Source organism: Pseudomonas sp. FeS53a (assembly GCF_000931385.1).
Lineage (GTDB): Bacteria > Pseudomonadota > Gammaproteobacteria > Pseudomonadales > Pseudomonadaceae > Metapseudomonas > Metapseudomonas otitidis.
In genome coordinates, this window is the sequence record NZ_JYFT01000075.1 from 57,470 (window position 1) to 77,820 (window position 20,351).

The window sequence follows — 20,351 nt, forward strand, 5'->3', positions numbered from 1 at the left end:
GCAGCTCTCGATAGCCAGCCGCGCGACACCGGGGAACAGGCGAAAAAAAGCCCCGCACACAGGCGGGGCTGAGAGCACAACAACTCAGGTCGGGCCGAGCATCAGGGGATGTTCACCCCGTGCTGGCCGCTCAGGGCCAGGTCCATCAGCTCGCGGTTGGCCACGGCGTACATGGCGTAGTCCGTGCCGGTGGCGGCGCGCAGTTCGGTGAGCATCACCTTCCAGCGCTCCACCAGCGGACGGTGCTGTTCCAGCCAGAGGGCGACGCGCTCGTCCATGTCCGCCGGGGCATCGGCCATCTGCAGCACGGAGATGGTGATCGCCCGCTGCTGACCGTCGAGGTCGTCGCGGAAGGCTTCGCGGGCCAGCGCCTGCCAGTTGTTCTCCACCGGCAGGCCGGTGATCTGCTGCAGGTACCAGGACAGGTCCAGCGCGCCACCGATGGCGAAGTAGGCGGCGGCCACTTCGGCGGCGTCCTTGCCGGTGACGTCGGCGGCTTCGATGATCGGCAGCAGCGTGTAGAGGTGACTGGTGCCGGCGACGACGCGGGCCAGTTCCTCCGGTGCGCCGGCTTCGACATAGGCCTGGTAGCGGGCCAGCCACTGCTCGCGGGCCGGGCCTTCCAGCAGCTCGTCCAGGCGGCCGGCCAGTTCGGCGACGCGGGGGCCGAAGTGGCCGACGTCACGGGCGGCGTTCTGGTCTTCGCGGCGGCTGCGCAGGAACCAGCGGGTGGCGCGGCGGCCGAGGCGCATCAGCTCGTCCATCAGGGTCAGCTGCAGCTCGGCGGGCACCTTGTAGTCCAGGGCCTCGATCTGCTTCCACCAGTGCGCCAGGCGGAACACGTCGCGCACCACCACGTAGGCACCGGCGACGTTGGCGGCGCTCATGCCGGTGGACTCCTTCAGGCGCTGCACGAAGGTGATGCCCATGTGGTTGACCAGGTCGTTGGCGATCTGGGTGCTGATGATCTCGCGCTTCAGGCGGTGGCGGCGCATGGCCTCGCCGTACTTCTCGGCCAGCAGCGGCGGGAAGGCCGTCTCCATCTCGCGGGCGAGGTAGTCGTCGTCCGGCACCAGGGATTTGAGCAGCGATTCCTTGAGGTCGATCTTGCTGTAGGAGATCAGCACCGACAGCTCGGGACGGGTCAGCCCCTGGCCGTTGGCGAGGCGCTCGTTGAGCTCCTCGTCGCTGGGCAGGAACTCCAGGGCACGGTCCAGCTTGCCGGCGGCCTCCAGGGCGGCGATCAGGCGCTTGTATTCGCCGATGCGCTCGCGGGCGCGGCGCTGGGCCAGGGACAGGGCCTGGGTCTGCTTGTAGTTGTTGCCGAGCACCAGGTTGGAGACGGCGTCGGTCATCTTCGCCAGCAGGGTGTTGCGCTGCTTGCCGGTCATGTCGCCGGCGCCGACGATCTCGCCCAGCAGGATCTTGATGTTCACCTCGTGGTCGGAGCAGTCCACGCCACCGGCGTTGTCGATGAAGTCGGTGTTGCTGGCGCCGCCGTTGAGGCCGAACTCCACGCGGCCGAGTTGGGTCATGCCGAGGTTGCCGCCCTCGCCCACCACCTTGGCACGCAGTTCGCGGCCGTCCACGCGCAGGGCGTCGTTAGCCTTGTCGCCGACGTCGGCGTGGCTTTCCTTGCTGGACTTCACGTAGGTGCCGATGCCGCCGTTCCAGATCAGGTCCACCGGGGCCTTGAGCAGGGCGTTGAGCAGCTCGGTGGGGGTCAGCTTGTCGGCCTGGATGTCGAAGCGCGCCTTCATCTGCGGGCTGATGGCGATGCTCTTGGCGCTGCGCAGGAAGATGCCGCCGCCTTCGGAGATCAGCTTGGTGTCGTAGTCGGCCCAGGAGGAACGCGGCAGGTCGAACATGCGCTTGCGCTCGACGAAGCTGCTGGCGGCGTCCGGGTTCGGGTCGATGAAGATGTGCATGTGGTTGAAGGCGGCCACCAGCTGCAGCTTGTCCGACAGCAGCATGCCGTTGCCGAACACGTCGCCGGCCATGTCGCCGATGCCGATGACGGTGAAGTTGTCCTTCTGCACGTCGATGCCGTGCTCGCGGAAGTGCCGCTGCACCGAGACCCAGCCGCCCTTGGCGGTGATGCCCATGCCCTTGTGGTCGTAGCCGGCGGAGCCGCCGGAGGCGAAGGCGTCGCCCAGCCAGAAGCCGTATTCCTGGGCGATGCCGTTGGCGATGTCGGAGAAGGTCGCGGTGCCCTTGTCGGCCGCCACCACCAGGTAGGGGTCGTCGGCGTCGTGGCGCACCACGTTGGCCGGCGGTACCACCTGGCCGTCCTTGAGGTTGTCGGTGATGTCCAGCAGGCCGCTGATGAAGATGCGGTAGCAGGCGATGGCCTCGGCCTGGATGTCGTCACGGCTGCCGCCCACCGGCAGGCGCCGGGGGATGAAGCCGCCCTTGGCGCCCATGGGCACGATGACGGCGTTCTTCACCTGCTGCGCCTTCACCAGGCCCAGCACTTCGGTGCGGAAGTCTTCCTCGCGGTCGGACCAGCGCAGGCCGCCACGGGCGACGTCGCCGAAGCGCAGGTGCACGCCTTCCACGCGCGGGCAGTAGACGAAGATCTCGAACTTGGGCACCGGACGCGGGATGTCGGGGATCAGGCGCGGGCTCAGCTTGAAGCTGAAGTAGCCCTTGTTCTGGCCGTTGGCGTCGGGCTGGTAGAAGTTGGTGCGCAGGGTCGCCTTGATCAGGTCGAGGTAGCGCCGCAGGATGCGGTCCTCGTTGAGCACGGCGACGTTGTCCAGCTCGCCGAGGATGGCCTGTTCGAGCTTCTGCTGCTTGTCTTCCAGGTCGTCGGCGGAGAGCTTGCGGGCCAGGTAGAAGCGGGTCTTGAACAGCCGCACCAGTTCCTTGGCGATGTTGGTGTGGTTGAGCAGGGTGCTGGCGATGTAGGACAGGTCGAAGCCCAGGCGGATCTGCTTCAGGTAGCGGGCATAGGCACGCAGCAGGGCCACGTCGCGCCAGGGCATGGAGGCGGTCAGCACCAGGCGGTTGAAGGCGTCGTTCTCGGCGTCGCCGCCGACGATGTGGACGAAGGCGTCCTGCAGGGTGTCGTTGAGTTCCTGGATGTCCACCTCGACGCCGGCGGCGGCGGTGAAGGCGAAGTCGTGGATCCAGAATTCACGGCCGTCCTGGCGGGTCAGGCGGTAGGGGAACTCGCCCAGCACGCGCAGGCCGAGGTTCTCCAGGATCGGCAGCACGTCGGACAGCGGCAGCGGCGTGTCGGCGTGGTAGAGCTTGCAGTGCAGCAGCTGCTCGCCCTGGGTCAGCGGCTGATAGAAGCTCATCACCAGCTGGCGCTGCTCGGACAGGCTGTACAGGTGCTGCATGTCCACCACCGCCGAGTGCGCGGCGAAGCGCTCGCGGTAGCCGGCGGGGAAGCCTTTCGGGAAGTCGGCGAGCACGCGGGTGCCCTTGGCCTCGCCGAATGTTTCGTTGATCAGGCTGGCGTAGTCGTCCTTCCAGGAACGGCAGGCCTGGATGACTTCCTTCTCCAGGCGCACGGGGTCGACCACGGCCTTGTTCTTCGGGTCCAGGCGCAGGATGAACTGCACGCGGGCCAGCACGGATTCGGAGAAGAAGGTCCAGAACTCGCAGTCGGTCGCCTGCAGGCGCTCCATGAGGATCTGCTGGATCTTCACCCGGGTCTCGGTGGAGTAGACGTCACGCGGGACGTAGGCCAGGGCGTAGGCGAAGCGGCCGTAGGGGTCGCGGCGCAGGAACAGGCGGATCTTGTTGCGCTCCTGCATCTGCACGATGGCCATGGCGGTGGCGAACAGGTCGTCCACCGGGGTCTGGAACAGGTCGTCGCGGGGCAGCACTTCCAGCACCTGGCCCAGTTCCTTGCCCAGGTGGGCACGGGGGTCGAAGCCGGAGCGGCGCTGGATCTCGGCGACCTTGCCACGGATGTAGGGGATGCGGGTGACGCTGTCGGCGTACACGGCGGAGGTGTACAGGCCCATGAAGCGGCATTCCTTGACCACCCGGCCCTTGGCGTCCAGCTCGCGGATGGAGACGAAGTCCGGGTAGGCGGGGCGGTGCACGCGGCTCGGCTCGGCGGCCTTGGCGAAGGACAGCAGCACCGGGCCGCGCAGGTAGTCGACGGCTTCCCGCTCGACGTGCAGGTCGGCCTTGGTCAGGCCGGCACGGCGCAGGCGCGAGACGCCCAGCAGGGACTGCTCGTCATAGACCAGGTGGCCGCCGGCCTCGCCCTCGTCCACCACGGTGAACTCCTCGTAGCCGAGGAAGGTGAAGTTGTTGTCCACCAGCCAGTTCATGAAGACCTTCACCTCGGCCAGCTCGGCCGGGTCCACCTTCAGCTTGGCCTTGTCCAGCCAGGCCAGCAGTTCGCGGGCCTTGGCGGTCATGGGCTTGAAGTCGGCGACGGCGACACGCACCTCGCCCAGCACTTCCTCCAGGGCCTTCTCCAGCGCCTTGAGGGCGGCGGGGGCGGCAACCCGGTCGATCTCCAGGAACATCAGCGATTCCTGCTGCACGTCCTTGCCCTGGGTGCCCTTGGGCAGCACTTCCTGCAGCGCGCCCTTCTTGTCGCGGCGCACGCTGAGCACGCTGTTCTGCAGGGTGTGGATGTTGTAGCCGCGGCGGTTCAGCTCCATGCGCACAGAGTCCACCAGGAAGGGGATGTCCGGGTGCAGCACTTCGACGGCGGTGTGGGTGGACTGCCAGCCGTGCTTCTCGTAATCCGGGTTGAACGCGCGGACCTGGGGCTTGGCGGGATCGAAGCGTTCCAGCAGGCGCCACGACGACAGGGTGCAGCCCACCAGGTCGGACAGGCGCCGCTGGGTGAGTTCGTCGAGGGCGATGATGCCGAAGAACTGATCGGCGAACAGGGTTACTTGTGGCAAGACCTGCTCGCTGACGTGCTGCGCCAGTGCCACCTGCAGTTGATGCTGGAAGTCGGCTTTGCTGGCCGCGGTGAAGAACGCCATGGTTGTGCTCCGCTTGGCTCTGTTGTTGGGGGTTAAGCGTAGAACGCTTATTCGCGCGGTGATGGATCAGGAGGAGATTCAGGCAGTGTGACGGGCCGGAACCGCTTGGGACCGGGCAGTCATCCTCGCGGACAGATTAAGGGCGGCACCCGGTGCGACGCTTTTAGTCCTGCGACATATTCGGTCAATCTCGGACAGCCGCCTTCAGTAAGCCGACAGGGTTCACGGAAGGAGGACGACACGAGCGCTTCGGCAGTGCCTACAGCGCGCCCACAGCGACAGGACCGGTGTGCCCCCTAGACTCGCCACTCCCCTTTCCCACCGGAGCACCTGCCATGTGCACCTGCCACGAACCCCACACCCCTGATCGTCCCGAGCGCCGGCGCTTCCTGCGCCTGGCCGGCATGACCGCCGCGGCCGTCGTCGCCGTGCCCCTGCTGAGCCAGACCGCCCTGGCCGCCGACCCGGCTGCACCGCCGCCCAAGCCGCAGAACCGCCTGGCGCCCGACGCAGCGCTGGAGCGCCTGATGCAGGGCAACCAGCGCTACGTGGAAGGCCTGACCCGCCGCCACGACTTCCTCACCGAGCGCGAGGCGCTGGTGTCGGCCCAGAACCCCTATGCGGCGGTGCTGAGCTGCGCCGATTCGCGCATCGCCCCGGAGTACGCCTTCGACACCGCGCGGGGCGACCTCTTCGCCGTGCGCGTGGCCGGCAACATCGTCAATGAAGACGGCCTGGCCAGCCTGGAATACGGCGTGGCCGTGCTCGGCATCCCGCTGCTGATGGTGCTGGGCCACGAAGGCTGCGGCGCCGTGGAGGCCGGCCTCAAGGTGGCCCGCGACGGTGCCCGCTACCCCGGCCACATCCAGGCCCTGGCGGCGGCCATCGCGCCGTCGGCGAAGGCGGTGCTCAAGCACGAGGGCAATACCCTGGACAACGCCATCGCGCAGAACGTGCGGGACAACCTCAAGCAGCTCACCGAGCGCTCCACCCTGCTGCGCGACGCCGTCGCCGAAGGCCGCCTGAAGGTGGTGGGCGGCGTCTACCGGCTGGCCAGCGGCCAGGTCGAACTGATCGCCTGAGCCCTCACGGGCCGGGCGCACAGCGCTCGGCCCGTCACGATTTCGACGCGCGCTCGCGTACTCGCCTAGGCCGCCGACCTCTGCTTGGATTAAAGTACCCCGCCTTCTCCGAGGGCCCAGGCTGCCCCCGTCCACCCCGAGCGAGCCCGACGATGGAACACCGCGACGCACTGGTCGCCCTGCGACAGTACCTTTCCACCCAGATTCTCGGTCAGGAAAAACTCATCGACCGGCTGCTGATCGCGCTGCTCGCCGACGGCCACCTGCTGGTGGAAGGCGCACCGGGCCTGGCCAAGACCAAGGCCATCAAGGACCTCGCCGAAGGCGTGGAGGCCGAGTTCCACCGCATCCAGTTCACCCCCGACCTGCTGCCCGCCGACATCACCGGCACCGAGATCTACCGCCCGGAGACCGGCAGCTTCGTGTTCCAGCAGGGGCCGATCTTCCACAACCTGGTGCTGGCCGACGAGATCAACCGCGCGCCGGCCAAGGTGCAATCCGCGCTGCTGGAGGCCATGGCCGAGCGCCAGGTGTCCATCGGCCGTTCCACCTACGACCTGCCGCCGCTGTTCCTGGTGATGGCGACCCAGAACCCCATCGAGCAGGAAGGCACCTACCCGCTGCCCGAGGCCCAGCTCGACCGCTTCCTCATGCACGTGAAGATCGGCTTCCCCGAGGCCTCGGTGGAACGCAAGATCCTCCAGCAGGCCCGTGGCGTCGCCCTCAACGGCGAGACCCGGCCCGAGCACCAGGTCAGCCAGCAGGCGATCTTCGCCGCGCGCAAGGAAATCCTCGGCCTGTACATGGCCGACGCCGTGGAGGAGTACCTGGTGCAGCTGGTGATGGCCACGCGCACCCCGGCCAAGTTCGACGCCGAGCTGGCCGAGTGGCTGGCCTACGGTTCCAGCCCGCGCGGCTCCATCGCCCTGGACCGCTGCGCGCGGGCCCATGCGTGGATGGCCGGGCGCGACTTCGTCAGCCCCGAGGACATCCAGGCGGTGCTCTTCGATGCGCTGCGCCATCGCCTGATCCTCACCTTCGAGGCCGAGGCCGCGGGGATCGACCAGGACCGCGTGCTGCAACGCATCCTCGACGTGGTCGCCGTCGCCTGACGCCATGACCAGCCCGGCAGCCGTCCCCGGCGTGCAGGTCAGCCTCGCCGAGCTGATCGAGATCCGCCACCGCGTGCGCGAGGTGCAGCTGTTCTCCACGCCCTCGCGGCGCAGCCCGCTGATCGGCCTGCACCACTCCAAGCTGCGCGGGCGCGGGGTCGACTTCGACCAGGTGCGCGTGTACCAGCCGGGCGACGACGTGCGCACCATCGACTGGCGCGTCACCGCACGCACCCAGGAGCCCCACACCAAGCTGTTCCACGAGGAGCGCGAGCGCCCGGTGTTCATCGTCGTCGAACAGAGCCAGCGGCTGTTCTTCGGCTCCGGGCGGATGTTCAAGTCGGTGCTCGCCGCCCACGCCGCCAGCCTCATCGGCTGGGCCGCCCTGGGCCACAACGACCGCATCGGCGGGCTGGTCTTCAGCGACGCCGAGCACCACGAGATCAAGCCCCGGCGCAGCAAGCAGAGCCTGCTGCAACTGCTCAACCGCCTGGTGCGCGCCAACCAGGGCCTGGTCACCCCGCAGGCAACACCCCGCGAAGGCTTCAGCCTGGCCCTGCGCCGCGCCCGCGAGGTGCTGCGCCCCGGCAGCCTGGTGGTGATCCTCTGCGACGAACGCACCCTATCGGACACCGCCGAGCAGCAACTGGCGCTGCTGGCCCGGCACACCGACCTGATCCTGCTGCCGCTGTCCGACCCCCTCGACCACGCGTTGCCGGCCGCCGGCCTGCTGCGCTTCAGCGAGCTGGGCGCCCAGCTGGAGCTGGACACCCACAACCCCGAGCTGCGCCAGGCCTACCGCGAACAGGGCGAGGCCCGCCGCGCCCGCTGGCAGCGCCTGGCCCTGCGCCTGGGGGTGCTGCTGCTGCCGCTGTCCACCCAGGAAGAGATGGTCGACCAGTTGCGCGACCACCTGCAGCGCGGGGCGCGGCGATGAACCCGCTGGACCGGCTCGAACCCCTGATCGCCCCCGCGCCCGTGCCGTTCTGGCCCCCGGCGCCAGGCTGGTGGCTGCTCGCCGTGCTGCTGCCGCTGCTGGCCTGGGGCGCCTGGCGCCTGGCCCGGCGGCTGTCGCGGCAGCGCCAGGAGGCCGAGCAGGCCCAGCCCCTGGACCCGATGCGCGAGGCCGCGCTGCAGGAGCTGGCACAACTGGCCAAGCCCTACGACGGTGCCCATGCCGGCCCCTGGCTGCAGCAGCTCAATGCGCTGCTCAAGCGCCTGTGCCGGCAGCGCTACCCCGACGCCCAGGTGCTGACCCTGAACGGCCGCGCCTGGCTGGCCTACCTGGACAACCGCTGCCCCGCCGCCGGCCTGACCCGCTGGATGGTGCTGGTGGAGGGTGCCTACCGCCCGCAGTGCAAACTCGACGACAAGGCCATCGCCGGCCTGCACCAGGCCGTCGAAACCTGGATTCGCAAGCATGTTTGAACTGGCCTGGCCCTGGATCTTCCTGCTGGCACCGCTGCCCTGGCTGCTGCGGGTGCTGCTGCCGCCGGCCGACAGCGGCGAGGCGGCGCTGAAGGTGAGTTTCCTCGGCGAGCTGGAAACCCTGGCCGGGCGCCGCGCCCGGGCCAACCTGCCGGCCTGGCGCCAGCAGGCACCCTTCGCCCTGCTCTGGCTGCTGCTGCTGTGCGCCGCCGCACGCCCCGAGTGGGTGGGCGAGCCGCAGCCGCTGCCGGCCAGCGGCCGCGACCTGCTGGTGGCGGTGGATGTGTCCGGCTCCATGGACTACGCCGACATGCAGCTGGACGGCAAGCCGGTCAGCCGCCTGGCGCTGGTGCAGCACCTGATGGGCGAGTTCATCGAAGGCCGGGTGGGCGACCGCATCGGCCTGATCCTCTTCGGCAGCCAGGCCTACCTGCAGGCACCGCTGACCTTCGACCGGCAAACCGTGCACGTGTGGCTGGACGAGGCGCTGATCGGCATCGCCGGCAAGAACACCGCCATCGGCGACGCCATCGGCCTGGCGGTGAAGCGCCTGCGCCAGCGCCCGGCCAACAGCCGCGTGCTGGTGCTGGTGACCGACGGCGCCAACACCGGCGGCCAGATCGAGCCCTTGACCGCCGCGCGCCTGGCCGCCGAGGAAGGCGTGAAGATCTACACCATCGGCATCGGCGCCGACCCCGAGCAGGGCGGCATGCTCGGCCTGTTCGGCCTCAACCCGGCATTGGACCTGGACGAGCCGACCCTGCGGCAGATCGCCGAGCAGACCGGCGGCCAGTACTTCCGCGCCCGCTCCAGCCAGGAGCTGACCGAGATCGAACTGGCACTGGACACCCTCGAACCGGTGAGCCAGCTGCCCAGCCAGGCACGCCCGGCCCTGGCGCTGTACTGCTGGCCGCTGGGGCTGGCGTTGCTGCTGAGCCTGGTGCTGATCGCCCGTGAACTCTGGCCCGACCTGCCCCAGCAGGGGCTGGCCTGGGCCCGCAGCCGCTGGAGGCGTTCATGAGCGAACTCTGGCCCCACTGGTCGCGCCCGCTGTGGCTGCTGCTGTTGCCCCTGCTGCTGTGGCTGCTCTGGCAACTGCTGCACCGCGAACGCCGCACCGGCCGCTGGCAGCAGTTGCTGCCCCTGCACTTCCAGCCCTGGCTGCTGGGTGGCGGGCGCCAGCGCGGCAGCCGGCTGCCGTGGATCGCCCTTGGCCTGGCCTGGCTGCTGGGCCTGCTGGCGCTGCTCGGCCCCAGCTGGCAGCGGGTGGAGCAAAGCACCCAGAAGCGCGCCGACCCGCTGGTGGTGATTCTCGAACTGACGCCCTCGATGCTTGCCGGCGACGTGCCGCCCAGCCGCCTGGAACACGCCAAGCGCAAGCTGCGCGACCTGCTGGACGCCCGCCGCGACGCGCAGACGGCCATCGTCGTCTACGCCGGCAGCGCCCACAGCCTGGTGCCGCTGTCGGACGATCTGATGACCGCCGGCAACCTGCTGGACGCCCTCAAGCCGGCGATCATGCCCGAGCCCGGCCAGCGCGCCGACCTGGCGGTGCAGAAAGCCCTGGCGCTGCTGGAACAGGGCGCACGTGGCCAGGGCCGGCTGCTGCTGATCACCAATGGCCTCAGCGAGGCCGAGCGCAACGGTATCCGCAAGGCCCTCGGCTCGCGCAGCGGCCGCTTGTCGATCCTCGGCATCGGCACCGCCCAGGGCGCGCCCATCGCCCAGGACAACGGCGGCTTCCTCAAGGACGCCCAGGGCGCCATCCTCCTGCCGCGCCTGGACGCTCCGGGGCTCAAGCGCTTCGCCAGCGACCTGGGCGGCAAGTACGCCACGGCCCGGGTGGACGAGCGCGACCTGCGCAACCTGGGCCTGCTCGGCGGGGCCACCACCCTGCGCGACAGCGGCGAGACCACCCGCCTGGAGGCCTGGGCCGACCAGGGCCACTGGCTGCTGCTGCCGCTGCTGCTGATCGCCGCCTGCGCCGGCCGCCGGGGCTGGATCTTCTGCCTGCCACTGTTCTTCGTGCTGCCCCGCCCTGCCCTGGCCTTCGAGCTGGACGACCTGTGGCTGCGCGCCGACCAGCAGGGCCAGCGCCTGCTGGAAGCGCAACAGCCGGCAGAGGCCGCGCAGCGCTTCCAGGACCGTGCCTGGCAGGGCTATGCCCTCTACCAGGCCGGCCAGTACGGCGAGGCGGCGGAGCGCTTCGCCGCCGGCGACAGCGCCGCCGATCACTACAACCGGGGCAACGCCCTGGCCAAGGCCGAGCAACTGGAAGCCGCGCTGGATGCCTACGATTCGGCCCTGGAGCGCCAGCCCGACCTGCAGCCGGCGCTGAAGAACAAAGCCCTGGTGGAGGAACTGCTGAAGCAGCGCCAGGCCCAGGCCGAGCAGCCCCAGCCCACCTCGCCGCCACAGCAGCAACAGGCCGGCCAGGACGAGGCCGCCCAGGACGCGCCCAAGAGCACGCCCCAGCCGGCGGAGCAGGACGCCAAGCCCGAATCCGGCCAGGATTCGCAGGCCGGCGCGGAAGCCGAACAGAAGAACGGCCAGGGCGCCGGCGGCCAGGACCAGCAGGCAGCCAACGCCCAGCCCGCCGAACCGGACGGCGAGCCGCAAGCGCTGGACAGCGAGCACGAGCCCCTGGGCGACGAACGCCGCCAGTCCCTGGAGCAGTGGCTGCGACAGATTCCCGACGACCCCGCCGAACTGCTGCGCCGCAAGTTCTGGTACGAACAGCAACGCCGCCAGGAAAACCAAGAATGAAGCGCCTGACCTGCGCCATGATCCTCCTCCTGCTGGCCAGCCTCGCCCACGCCGCCGGCTTCACCGCCAGCGTCGACCGCACCCGCCTCAGCGAAGGCGAGACGGTGGAGCTGGTGCTGGAGTCCTCCGACCCGACGCTGTTCGGCAAGCCGGACCTGTCGCCGCTGGAGTCGCTGTTCGATGTGCTCGGCACCCGCCAGATCAACCGCCTGAGCACCCTCAACGGCCAGAGCAACCGCGCCACCCGCTGGATCGTCACCCTGCAGCCGAAGCAGACCGGCTACGTGGTCATCCCGCCGCTGAAGCTGGGCGAGGCCGAGACCCAGCCGATCCCGCTGCACATCCAGAAGAACGACCCCAACGCGGACTCCGGCAAGCTGGCGCCGGTGTTCATCGACGCCAGCCTGGACCAGGAAAGCGTCTACGTGCAGGCCCAGGCCATCCTCACCCTGCGCATCTACCACTCGGTCTCGCTGTACGACGACAGCAGCCTGACGCCGCTGCAGATGGCCGATGCGCGCATCGAGCAGCTGGGTGAGCCGCGCACCTACGAGAAGGAGATCAACGGTGTGCGCCACGGGGTGATCGAGCTGCGCTACGCGATCTTCCCGCAGAAGAGCGGCCAGCTGATGATCCCCTCCCAGGTGTTCAGCGCGACCCTGGCCGAACGCAGCAGCCAGGACGCCTACCAGCCCTTCGGGCCGCGCCCGGGCCGCCTGACGCGGGTCAGCTCGCCGCAGATCCCCCTGGCGGTGAAGCCGCGCCCGGCGGACTACCCGGCCGATGCGCCGTGGCTGCCGGCGCGCAACCTGACCCTGGTGGAGGCCTGGAGCCCGGAGCCCGACAAGGCACGGGTCGGCGACTCCCTGACCCGCAGCCTGATGGTGAAGACCGAAGGGCTCTCCAGCGCGCAGATCCCGGCGCTGCCGGCCACCAGCGCCAATGACCTGCGCCGCTACCCGGACCAGCCCCAGTTGGCCAACGAGGTGGGCGAACGCGGGGTGACCGGCAGCCGCGAGGAGCGCGAGGCGCTGGTGCCCACGGCGGCCGGGCGCATCGAGCTGCCGGCGGTGGACGTGGTGTGGTGGAACACCCGGGACGACCGCCTGGAGCACAGCCGCCTGCCGGCCCGCACCCTGGAGGTGGCGGTGAACCCGGCGATGGAGCCCGAGGCCCCGGTGGAAACACCCGGTGCCGACCAGCCGGCCCCGGCCGGTGCGCCGCTGTGGCCCTGGCAGCTGGCGACGCTGATCCTGGCGCTGACCACCCTGCTGGGCTTCGGCCTGTGGTGGCATGCCCGCCGCCAGCCGGCGATCCTGCCGACGGTGCAGACCGGGCCGAGCCCGCGCACGCTGCTGGACGACCTCAAGCGCGCCTGCCAGGCCAACGACCCGCAGGCGACCCGCCAGGCGCTGGATGCCTGGGCACGCCAGCAGCCGGAAACCCTGGCGGAGATGGCGGCGCGCTTTGTGCCGCTGTCGGATGCGATGGACGGTCTGAACGGTGCGCTCTACAGCGAGAGCGGCCAGCACTGGCAGGGCGAGGACCTGTGGAAGGCGATCCGCGCGCTGCCGGCGCGCCAGGTGCAGCAGCAGGCCACGGCCAGCGCGCTGCCGCCGCTGTACCCGCACTGATGCGCTGAAGGGCTACTGGGCGGCGGCCTTGTCGTCCAGCAGCGGCGTGTCGAGAGTCTTGGAGGGGCCGCCGAGGACGTTCTCGGCGATGCCGACGAAGTCCGCCGTGGCGACCTTGTCCAGGCGCATCAGCCCGCGCACCACGTCATCGAGGGAGTGAGCGCCCTTGCTGCTCTTGCGGATCTCTTCGTCCAGGTCCTGCAGCAGCAGCACGGCGCGGGCGGTGGTCGGCCCGGTGCAATGCTCGCCGCGCAGGTTGGTGACCTTGCGGCTCCAGTGCTTCAGGTTGGCGCGCACCTTGTGGTAGCGGTCCTCGCTGAGCCCGCCGGCGCGGCGCATCAGTTCGATGGCGTAGTACTCGGCGATACCTTCGCTGATCCAGTCGCTGCGCTCGGTGTCCTGGATGCGGGTGAACACGTGCACCAGTTCGTGCACCAGGGAGCTGGTGCCGTTCTCGCTGACCAGCGGGCGGTCGGCGTGCATGAAGAAGGAGTTGGGGCCGGACAGCCCGCCGCGCCACATGGGGTCGCCGGCACCGACGATCAGCAGCTTGCCGGGGTCGCGGGGGAACACCGCCTGGGCGTGGGGCCAGACGAAGGTCAGCAGGGTGAGGATGTCCATCCGCCGCATGCCCTCGCCCACCGGGGCGCTGATGGTGACGTCGGTGTTGCCCAGTTCGGTGCGGCGGCTGCCGAGCTTGCCGGCGATGATCCAGCCGGTGGGGCGGTCGAACACGCGCTCGGCGTTGTCGACGCGGAAGCGGTTCTTGCCGACGCGGGTCCAGCCGGTTTCCACGGAGGTCCAGCCCTTGGGCAGTTCGAACTGGATGCGCGCGGCCAGGTCGGTGCCTTCCACCACGTCGGCCCGGGCTGGGGGCACCAGGTCGTCGCCGCGCAGCAGGGCCCAGTCGGGGGTCATCCGCGCATCGAAGGTGCCGTCGCCACGGTCGTGGGTGATGCGCACGCGGTAGCTGAGGGTGGCCTTGCCCGCTGCGGGTTGCCAGGTGCCTCGGCCGGCGCCCTCCTGCTGCCACTGGCCGTCGGCCTTGAAGTCGCTGTAGTAGCCCTTGTCGCCCAGGTCGAAGCTGAGGCGGCGGACCTTTTCGCCCTCCTCCACCACCAGCTGGACTTCGGCCTGGTCGCTGTCGGGCAGGAAGCGAACCTTGTAGTCGATGTCGGTGCGCTTGGCCGCCAGCAGCGGGGCACTGAACAGCAGGGCAGTGGCGGACAGCAGCAGAGTGGCGCGGTGGGACATGGCGGGCTTCCTCGTGGCGATTTCCCTATGACGCGGCGAACGGCGATTCGATCCCTTGGGGTGCGCTAGCCGGCGCGGAAGATCATGTAGTCCTCCCAGTCGTCCTCGGCCACCTTGGTCTCGCTGACCATGCGCCCGGACTGGGAAATGCCGGTGTTGTGCACCGCCTCGGGGTCGCCGCAGACCAGCGGGTGCCAGGGCAGCAGGTCCTTGCCCTCGGCCACCAGGCGGTAGCCGCAGGTGGGCGGCAGCCAGCGGAACTCGTCGGCCTGGGCCGGGGTGAGCTGGATGCAGTCGGGGACGAAGTCGCGGCGGTTGGGGTAGTTGGTGCAGCGGCAGGTCTTGAGGTCGAGCAGCTTGCAGGCGATGCGGGTGTAGTACACCGCGCCGTCGTCTTCGTCCTCGAGCTTCTGCAGGCAGCACAGGCCGCAGCCGTCACACAGGGACTCCCACTCCTCCTGATCGAGTTGAGCGAGGGTCTTGCGCTTCCAGAAGGGTTCGACTTTGGCGGCCATGGCGATCTGACTGGGTAAAGGGGCGCGGTAGTCTAGTCGCGCCGACGGTGCCGGCCAAGCACCGCCGCCACGGGAGCGACCGGTAGCGCGGTGTAAGGAAAATCGTTCGCACTATCTCCCAGCAGCGCCGCCCCGGTGGTGGATCGATGAAGCGTAATCCGCCCGACACACCTGCCTGACGTAGCCCGGGCTTCAGCCCGGGAACGGAGCCAGCCATGGGATTGATGGCCTCCCCCTCCCCGTGGGTCGACGAAGCGCGACCCACCCTACGCGAGCCATGGCAAGGGCACCCGTAGGATGCGGTGAGCTGTGCGAACCGCATCGAGTCCGGGGCGCCTAGGCAATGATGGGCTTCGCACAGCTCAGCCCATCCTACGTTCTACGTTCCGGTGGATTACCCCCCACGCTTGGGGTCAATAGCCGCGCTGGAAGTCCACTTCGCCGCGGAGCGGTTGGCCTTGCTGGAAGCGGGTGAGGTTGTCGGTGAACAGCCTGACCAGCGGCTCGGCCAAGGTGGGGGCGGAGCTGTGGCCGGTGAGCAGCAGGCGCGGGGCGCGCCAGAAGGGGTGCTCGGCCGGCAGCGGTTCCTGGCGGCAGACGTCGATGACGGCGCCGGCCAGTTCGTTGGCTTCGAGGGCCGCGACCAGGTCGTGGTCCACCACCGCAACGCCACGCCCGGCATTGATGAAGAGCGCGGTGGGCTGCATGCGCTGGAACAGCGCGCGGTCGTAGAGGTCCTGGGTGGCGGGGGTGTCCGGCAGCAGGTTGACCACGCAGTCGGCCCAGCCGACCTGTTCGGGCAGGGCCTCGAGGCCGGCGACCTCGGCAAAGGGCTCCAGCGGACGCGGCTGGCGGGCGATGCCGCGCAGTTCGACACCGAAGGGGACGAGGAAGCGCCCGACGCTGCTGCCGATGTCCCCGGCGCCCACCACCAGCACGCGCCGCCCGGCCAGGCTGCGGGGCAGCCGACCATCCCAGCGCCCTTCCACCTGGCTCGCCAGGCGCGCCAGCAGCGCGCGCTCATGGGCCAGCAGGTAGGTCAGCACGTACTCGGCCATCACCTGGCCGAAGATGCCGACGGCACGGGTGAGCCGGTACTGGCGCGGCAGGCCTTCGGCCAGCAGCGGGGTGATGCCGGCCCAGGTGGACTGCGCCCATTCGGGCCGAAGCCCCCGGCGCAGCAGCTCGGCGAGGCGATCCGGGCTGCCCAGCCACACCGGGCAGTCGGCGGCCAGGCGGGCCAGTTCGTCAGGCGAATCTGCAGCCAGCAGCTCCAGCTCGGGGGCGAGCTCGCTCAGCAGTTCGGCGTGGCGGGCATGGTTGGAGTCGGCGAGGAGAACGCGCATCAGACCGGGTCGTTCATGCGCAGGAGCTCTTCGGGCAGGTGCTCGATGTACTCCTCTTCACCCGGCGGCATCTGCAGGTGGTAGCCCTGCTTCTCGATGTTCTCCAGCACCTTGTGGATGTCCTCGCGGGCCAGCTGGCGTTCGGGGCTGAGGACCAGGTCGAAGGTATGCCGGGGGGCGCCGAAGGCGGCCAGCAGGCCTTCGGGCACGCGGCTGAGGGCTTCGGCCTTGTCGACGTAGAGGTACATCTCGTTCTTGCGGGGGCTCTTGTAGATCGAGCAGATGCGTTTCATCAGGCGGTCTCTCCGGCCAGGACGTCCAGCAGGGCCTGGCCCATCAGTTCGCGGCGCCAGCCACGCAGGCCTGCGGGCAGCTGGTAGGGGCCGTTGGGGAAGCCGCTCTTGATGAGGGCTTCGAGGTGTTTCTTGCGCAGCATCAGCTCGGGGGCGATGCCCAGGCGCTCGGCCTGGGCCTGGCCGACGGCGCGCAGCTTCTTGAGCAGGCCGTTGACTTCGGCGGGCAGCGGCTCGGGCAGTGCCTCGGGCCATTCGGCGGGCGGCAGTTCGGCCGCTTCGCGGATCAGCTTGAGCAGGGTGTTGCCGTCCTGGCGGACGGTGCGCGGGTGCATGTCTTCGATGCGCGACAGGGCGACCAGGTTGTCCGGCTGGAAACGCGCCATGGGCCACAGGGCGTGCTCGCGGATGATGCGGTTGCGCGGCTGGTCGCGGCGCCGGGCCTCGGCCTCGCGCCAGGCGTAGAGGGCGCGGAGCACGGCGAGTTGCTGGCGGGACAGCTTCCAGCCGAGCTTGGACTCGCGGTACAGCGTCTGGGGGTCGGTCTCGCGGCGCAGGTTGGCCACCAGTTCGGCGCCGTCTTCGAGGATCCAGGCGCGCTTGGTGGCGTCGAGACGCTGGTCGAGGATGCGGTAGATCTCGGCCAGGTGCACGGCGTCCTCGGCGGCGTAGCGCTCCTGCATCTCGGTGAGCGGGCGCTGCAGCCAGTCGGAGCGGGTCTCTTCCTTGGGCAGGTCGATGCCGAGCACGGCGTTCACCAGGCGCGAGTAGCCCATGGAGTAGCCGATGCCGAGGTAGCCGGCGGCGAGCTGGGTGTCGAGCAGCGGCTGCGGCAGGCTGCCGGTGAGACGCAGGAAGACTTCGAGGTCTTCGCCGCAGGCATGCAGCACCTTGGTGACGGCAGGGTCTTCGAGCAGGGCGGCGAAGGGGCGCCAGTCCTGGATCAGCAGGGGGTCGATGAGCCAGGCCGTCTCGCCGTCGCCGACCTGGACCAGGCCGGCCTTGGGGTAGAAGGTGTCGACACGCATGAACTCGGTGTCCAGCGCGACGAAACTCAGTCGGCGCCAGCGTTCGCAGTGGGAGGCCAGTTCGGCGTCGTCGCGAATCCAGTGAAAATCGATGGCCACAAGGCTCTCCTCGGTTCAGAGGCGCGAAGTATATATCGCAACCCCGGCGCCGCCCCACCCGGCCCGGCGGGCGGGCGGCAGCCGGCTCAGACGAGCAGGCTGCGCAGGCGCTCCACCAGGGCCGGCGAACTGGGCTGCATGGGCTCGCGCAGCTCATCGCGGATCAGCCCGCGCAGGGCCAGCAGGCTCTTCACCGGTGCGGGGTTGGGCTCGGCAAAGGCCAGTTCGATAAGGGGTTGCAGGCTGTGCGCGAGGGCCCGGGCACGGGCCAGGTCGCCCCGCTGCACGCAGGCGGCCATCTCGACGAAGCGTTCGGTGTGGTGGTGGGCGGAGGCGGCGATGGCGCCACTGCCGCCCAGGCAGAGGGTGGTGAACACCTGGTTGTCTTCGCCGGCCAGCACGGCCAGTTGCCCGTCGGTGATCAGGGCCTGGGTCTTGCCGGTGTCGCCGCCGCAATCCTTGAGGGCGACGATGCGGGGATGGCGGGCGAGCTGGCGCAGGGTGTCGAGGGCCAGGGTGGCGCCGGTGCGGTAGGGGATGTCGTAGAGGATCACCGGCAGCCGGGAGGCGTCGGCGATGCGGCTGAACCAGTTGAGCAGGCCGGCCTGGGAGGGGCGGATGTAGTAAGGCGCCGGGACCAGCACGCCGCCGATGGGACGCTGCTGGATGGCGTCGAGCATGCCCAGAACGTCGTTGAGGTTGTTGCCGGCCAGGCCCATCACCAGGCGTTCGCCGGGCACGACCTCGAGCAGGGCATCCAGCACGGCGAGGCGCTCGTCGCGGCTGAGGGCGGCGGCTTCACCGGTGCTGCCGCAGGCGACCAGGCCGGCCGCTCCGGCATCCAGCAGGTGCCGGGCGAGGCGTTGCAGGGCGGGCAGGTCGAGTTCGCCGTCGGCGAAGGGGGTCACCAGGGCGACCCAGATTCCAGAAAACGCGGGCATTGCTTCACTCCTTCAGGCTGACCGTCTGTCGTCGCCGTCGGAGGGGTACAGGGATGCGGGAGTGAGAGAGGGTTCGACCTTCGCGCCTGCTGTCCTGTCAGCCCATCTGACGGGACAGCGCGCCCCGGTCAAATGAGCGGCTGTTTCTTGACCTTGCTCGCGGCGACGCCAAGCGCAAGTGCCGGCAGGGCCGGTACGAAAGCGCGGGAGAAGGCGTGGGCGGGCATGGTCGGGCTCAGGTTGCAGTTTGCGAGGAGCTGGATACTGCGGGGAACGGTGGAGGGCTGTCAACGCCGATGAGCGTCCGCCCTCCTCCACCTGGTCTCAGTAGCTGCCGCCGGCTTCCTGGCAGAGCTGCTTGGCGAGCATGCCGAGGGTCATGATGGCGCGCTCGGCTTCGCGGTTCCACGGGATGCCGCAGTTCAGGCGCACGCAGTGGTTGAACTGCTCGGTGTTACTGAAGATCAGCCCCGGGGCGATGCTGATGCCCTGCTGCAGCGCGCGGACGTGCAGGTCCTTGGTGTTGACCTTGGCCGGCAGGCTGATCCAGAGGATGAAGCCGCCGTTGGGCCGGGTCATCTGGGTGCCATCAGGGAAGTACTGCTGCACCCCCAGCTGGAAGGCGGTGAGGTTCTTGCGGTACTCCTGGCGGATGTAGCGCAGGTGCCGGTCGTAGCCGCCGTTCTCCAGGTAGGCGGCGACGCCCATCTGGGTGACGCTGCAGGCGGAGTGGGTGGTGAAGGTCTGCAGGCGCTGGATTTCGTCCTGGTACTTGCCGGCGACTATCCAGCCGATCCGCACGCCGGGCGAGAGGGTCTTGGAGAAGCTGGAGCAGTAGATCACCCGGCCGTCACGGTCACTGGCCTTGAGCGATTTGGAGGGGCCCTGCTCGAACATGAGTTCGCCGTAGATGTCGTCCTCGACGATCTGGATGTCGAAGTCCGATGCCAGGCGCAGCAGTTGCTTCTGCCGCTCTTCGGGCACGGTACCGCCCAGCGGGTTGCTGAGGCGCGAGGTGAGCACCAGGGCCTTGATGGGCCATTGGTTGGCGGCCAGTTGCAGGGCTTCGAGGCTGATGCCGGTGGTGGGATCGCTGGGGATCTCGATCACCTTGAGCCCGAGCAGGTCCGCCAGTTGCAGCAGGCCGTAGTAGGTGGGCGACTCGGTGGCGATCAGGTCTCCGGGGCGGGTCAGCACCCGCAGGCTCATCTGGATGGCGTCGACGCAGCCGTGGGTGATGACCACTTCGGACGGGTCGACCACCACGCCGGCATCGCGCATGCGGATCGCCACCTGACGGCGCAGCGGTTCGAAACCGGGGCTGAACATGTAGCTGAAGGCGCGCGGGCTGTGGAAGCGGGTGACCTTGGCCAGTTGCTGGTGCAGGGCGCGCACGGGGAGGTAGTCCACGTGGGGCACGGCGGCGCCGAGGGGGAACACGCCCTCGCGGCGGGATTCGGTGAGCACCTGGTTGATGATGCTGGCGCGGGTGACCAGGCCGGGGCGTTCGACCCGGGCGATGTCGGGGGTCGAGGCGGTGAGCGCGGGGGTCTGGTGGACGTAGAAGCCGGACTGCGGCCGCGCGCGGATCAGGCCCTGGTCTTCGAGGTTGGCGTACGCCTGCAGCACGGTGGCGTGGCTGACGTTGAGCTGGGCGCTGAGCTTGCGCACCGAGGGCACCCGTTCACCGGGCTGGTACACGCCACGCCGGATGTCTTCGGCCAGTTGCTGGGCGATGCGTTGGTAAAGCAGCAGATTGGTCATGGCGGCGGCACCTGTCTCACTGGACCGTAACAGTACCGAAGCGAGACAGGATTGCACCGGTACAGTCCGCAAAATTGTGGACCATACAGTGAAATTTGCCAGGGACTGTACCGCCACAGTGA

General features: G+C 69.4%; 15 protein-coding genes. 7 read left to right on the forward strand and 8 right to left on the reverse strand.

Features of this window, described 5'->3' with window-relative positions; translation table 11 throughout:
- Nucleotides 1-101: 101 nt before the first annotated feature.
- Nucleotides 102-4,967: an NAD-glutamate dehydrogenase gene (locus SZ55_RS22955; protein ID WP_044412226.1), complete on the reverse strand. Its 4,866-nt coding sequence runs from the start codon at nt 4,965-4,967 to the stop codon at nt 102-104.
- Nucleotides 4,968-5,302: 335 nt separating this feature from the next.
- On the opposite strand from SZ55_RS22955, the gene SZ55_RS22960 reads away from it, so the two are divergent.
- From SZ55_RS22960 to SZ55_RS22990, 7 genes are all read left to right on the forward strand, one after another.
- Nucleotides 5,303-6,049, forward strand: coding sequence for a carbonic anhydrase (locus SZ55_RS22960; protein WP_044412229.1), 747 nt, complete (start codon nt 5,303-5,305; stop codon nt 6,047-6,049).
- Between the two features lie 152 nt (nt 6,050-6,201).
- Nucleotides 6,202-7,161 carry an AAA family ATPase gene (locus SZ55_RS22965; RefSeq protein ID WP_044412232.1) on the forward strand — a complete coding sequence of 320 codons (960 nt, stop codon included), beginning with the start codon at nt 6,202-6,204 and terminating at the stop codon, nt 7,159-7,161.
- 4 nt (nt 7,162-7,165) lie between these two features.
- A complete protein-coding gene (locus SZ55_RS22970; protein ID WP_044412235.1) occupies nt 7,166-8,098 on the forward strand; it encodes a DUF58 domain-containing protein in 933 nt (310 codons plus the stop codon).
- The gene (locus SZ55_RS22975) at nt 8,095-8,589 is read left to right on the forward strand and encodes a DUF4381 domain-containing protein (protein WP_044412239.1); all 495 of its coding nucleotides are present in this window, start codon (nt 8,095-8,097) and stop codon (nt 8,587-8,589) included. The genes SZ55_RS22970 and SZ55_RS22975 overlap by 4 nt, the downstream gene beginning before the upstream one ends.
- Nucleotides 8,582-9,610, forward strand: a complete 1,029-nt coding sequence (locus SZ55_RS22980; RefSeq protein ID WP_044412241.1) for a vWA domain-containing protein — start codon at nt 8,582-8,584, stop codon at nt 9,608-9,610. The genes SZ55_RS22975 and SZ55_RS22980 overlap by 8 nt, the downstream gene beginning before the upstream one ends.
- Complete coding sequence (locus SZ55_RS22985) at nt 9,607-11,355, forward strand: VWA domain-containing protein (protein ID WP_044412245.1); 1,749 nt, start codon at nt 9,607-9,609, stop codon at nt 11,353-11,355. The genes SZ55_RS22980 and SZ55_RS22985 overlap by 4 nt, the downstream gene beginning before the upstream one ends.
- Nucleotides 11,352-12,989 (forward strand): BatD family protein, encoded by a 1,638-nt coding sequence (locus tag SZ55_RS22990; protein WP_044412247.1) that lies wholly within the window; start codon nt 11,352-11,354, stop codon nt 12,987-12,989. Before SZ55_RS22985 ends, SZ55_RS22990 begins: the two co-directional genes overlap by 4 nt.
- A 12-nt stretch (nt 12,990-13,001) precedes the next feature.
- On the opposite strand, the gene SZ55_RS22995 is transcribed toward SZ55_RS22990, so the two are convergent.
- The 7 genes from SZ55_RS22995 to SZ55_RS23025 form a co-directional block, all read right to left on the reverse strand.
- The gene (locus SZ55_RS22995; protein ID WP_044412250.1) at nt 13,002-14,243 is read right to left on the reverse strand and encodes a hypothetical protein; all 1,242 of its coding nucleotides are present in this window, start codon (nt 14,241-14,243) and stop codon (nt 13,002-13,004) included.
- Nucleotides 14,244-14,308: 65 nt separating this feature from the next.
- Nucleotides 14,309-14,758 carry a YcgN family cysteine cluster protein gene (locus SZ55_RS23000; RefSeq protein WP_044412252.1) on the reverse strand — a complete coding sequence of 150 codons (450 nt, stop codon included), beginning with the start codon at nt 14,756-14,758 and terminating at the stop codon, nt 14,309-14,311.
- Nucleotides 14,759-15,171: 413 nt separating this feature from the next.
- Complete coding sequence (locus tag SZ55_RS23005) at nt 15,172-16,104, reverse strand: D-2-hydroxyacid dehydrogenase (RefSeq protein WP_044412254.1); 933 nt, start codon at nt 16,102-16,104, stop codon at nt 15,172-15,174.
- Nucleotides 16,104-16,397 carry a YcgL domain-containing protein gene (locus SZ55_RS23010; RefSeq protein WP_044412257.1) on the reverse strand — a complete coding sequence of 98 codons (294 nt, stop codon included), beginning with the start codon at nt 16,395-16,397 and terminating at the stop codon, nt 16,104-16,106. The genes SZ55_RS23005 and SZ55_RS23010 overlap by 1 nt, the downstream gene beginning before the upstream one ends.
- Nucleotides 16,397-17,524 (reverse strand): ribonuclease D, encoded by a 1,128-nt coding sequence (gene rnd, locus SZ55_RS23015; RefSeq protein WP_044412260.1) that lies wholly within the window; start codon nt 17,522-17,524, stop codon nt 16,397-16,399. Before rnd ends, SZ55_RS23010 begins: the two co-directional genes overlap by 1 nt.
- An 86-nt stretch (nt 17,525-17,610) precedes the next feature.
- Nucleotides 17,611-18,465 (reverse strand): 4-hydroxy-tetrahydrodipicolinate synthase, encoded by an 855-nt coding sequence (gene dapA, locus SZ55_RS23020; RefSeq protein WP_044412263.1) that lies wholly within the window; start codon nt 18,463-18,465, stop codon nt 17,611-17,613.
- Nucleotides 18,466-18,789: 324 nt separating this feature from the next.
- Entirely contained in the window at nt 18,790-20,229 is a 1,440-nt protein-coding gene (locus SZ55_RS23025) for an aminotransferase-like domain-containing protein (protein WP_044412266.1), read from the reverse strand.
- Between the last annotated feature and the right edge of the window lie 122 nt (nt 20,230-20,351).

Coding starts and splice junctions, on each gene's coding strand:
- SZ55_RS22975 (WP_044412239.1), top strand. CDS start 8,095: ATGAACCCGCTGGACCGGCTCGAACCCCTGATCGCCCCCGCGCCCGTG.
- SZ55_RS23010 (WP_044412257.1), bottom strand. CDS start 16,397: ATGAAACGCATCTGCTCGATCTACAAGAGCCCCCGCAAGAACGAGATG.
- SZ55_RS22970 (WP_044412235.1), top strand. CDS start 7,166: ATGACCAGCCCGGCAGCCGTCCCCGGCGTGCAGGTCAGCCTCGCCGAG.
- SZ55_RS22965 (WP_044412232.1), top strand. CDS start 6,202: ATGGAACACCGCGACGCACTGGTCGCCCTGCGACAGTACCTTTCCACC.
- SZ55_RS23000 (WP_044412252.1), bottom strand. CDS start 14,758: ATGGCCGCCAAAGTCGAACCCTTCTGGAAGCGCAAGACCCTCGCTCAA.
- SZ55_RS22960 (WP_044412229.1), top strand. CDS start 5,303: ATGTGCACCTGCCACGAACCCCACACCCCTGATCGTCCCGAGCGCCGG.
- SZ55_RS22955 (WP_044412226.1), bottom strand. CDS start 4,967: ATGGCGTTCTTCACCGCGGCCAGCAAAGCCGACTTCCAGCATCAACTG.
- SZ55_RS23005 (WP_044412254.1), bottom strand. CDS start 16,104: ATGCGCGTTCTCCTCGCCGACTCCAACCATGCCCGCCACGCCGAACTG.
- SZ55_RS22995 (WP_044412250.1), bottom strand. CDS start 14,243: ATGTCCCACCGCGCCACTCTGCTGCTGTCCGCCACTGCCCTGCTGTTC.
- SZ55_RS22990 (WP_044412247.1), top strand. CDS start 11,352: ATGAAGCGCCTGACCTGCGCCATGATCCTCCTCCTGCTGGCCAGCCTC.
- SZ55_RS23025 (WP_044412266.1), bottom strand. CDS start 20,229: ATGACCAATCTGCTGCTTTACCAACGCATCGCCCAGCAACTGGCCGAA.
- SZ55_RS22985 (WP_044412245.1), top strand. CDS start 9,607: ATGAGCGAACTCTGGCCCCACTGGTCGCGCCCGCTGTGGCTGCTGCTG.
- SZ55_RS22980 (WP_044412241.1), top strand. CDS start 8,582: ATGTTTGAACTGGCCTGGCCCTGGATCTTCCTGCTGGCACCGCTGCCC.
- dapA (WP_044412263.1), bottom strand. CDS start 18,465: ATGCCCGCGTTTTCTGGAATCTGGGTCGCCCTGGTGACCCCCTTCGCC.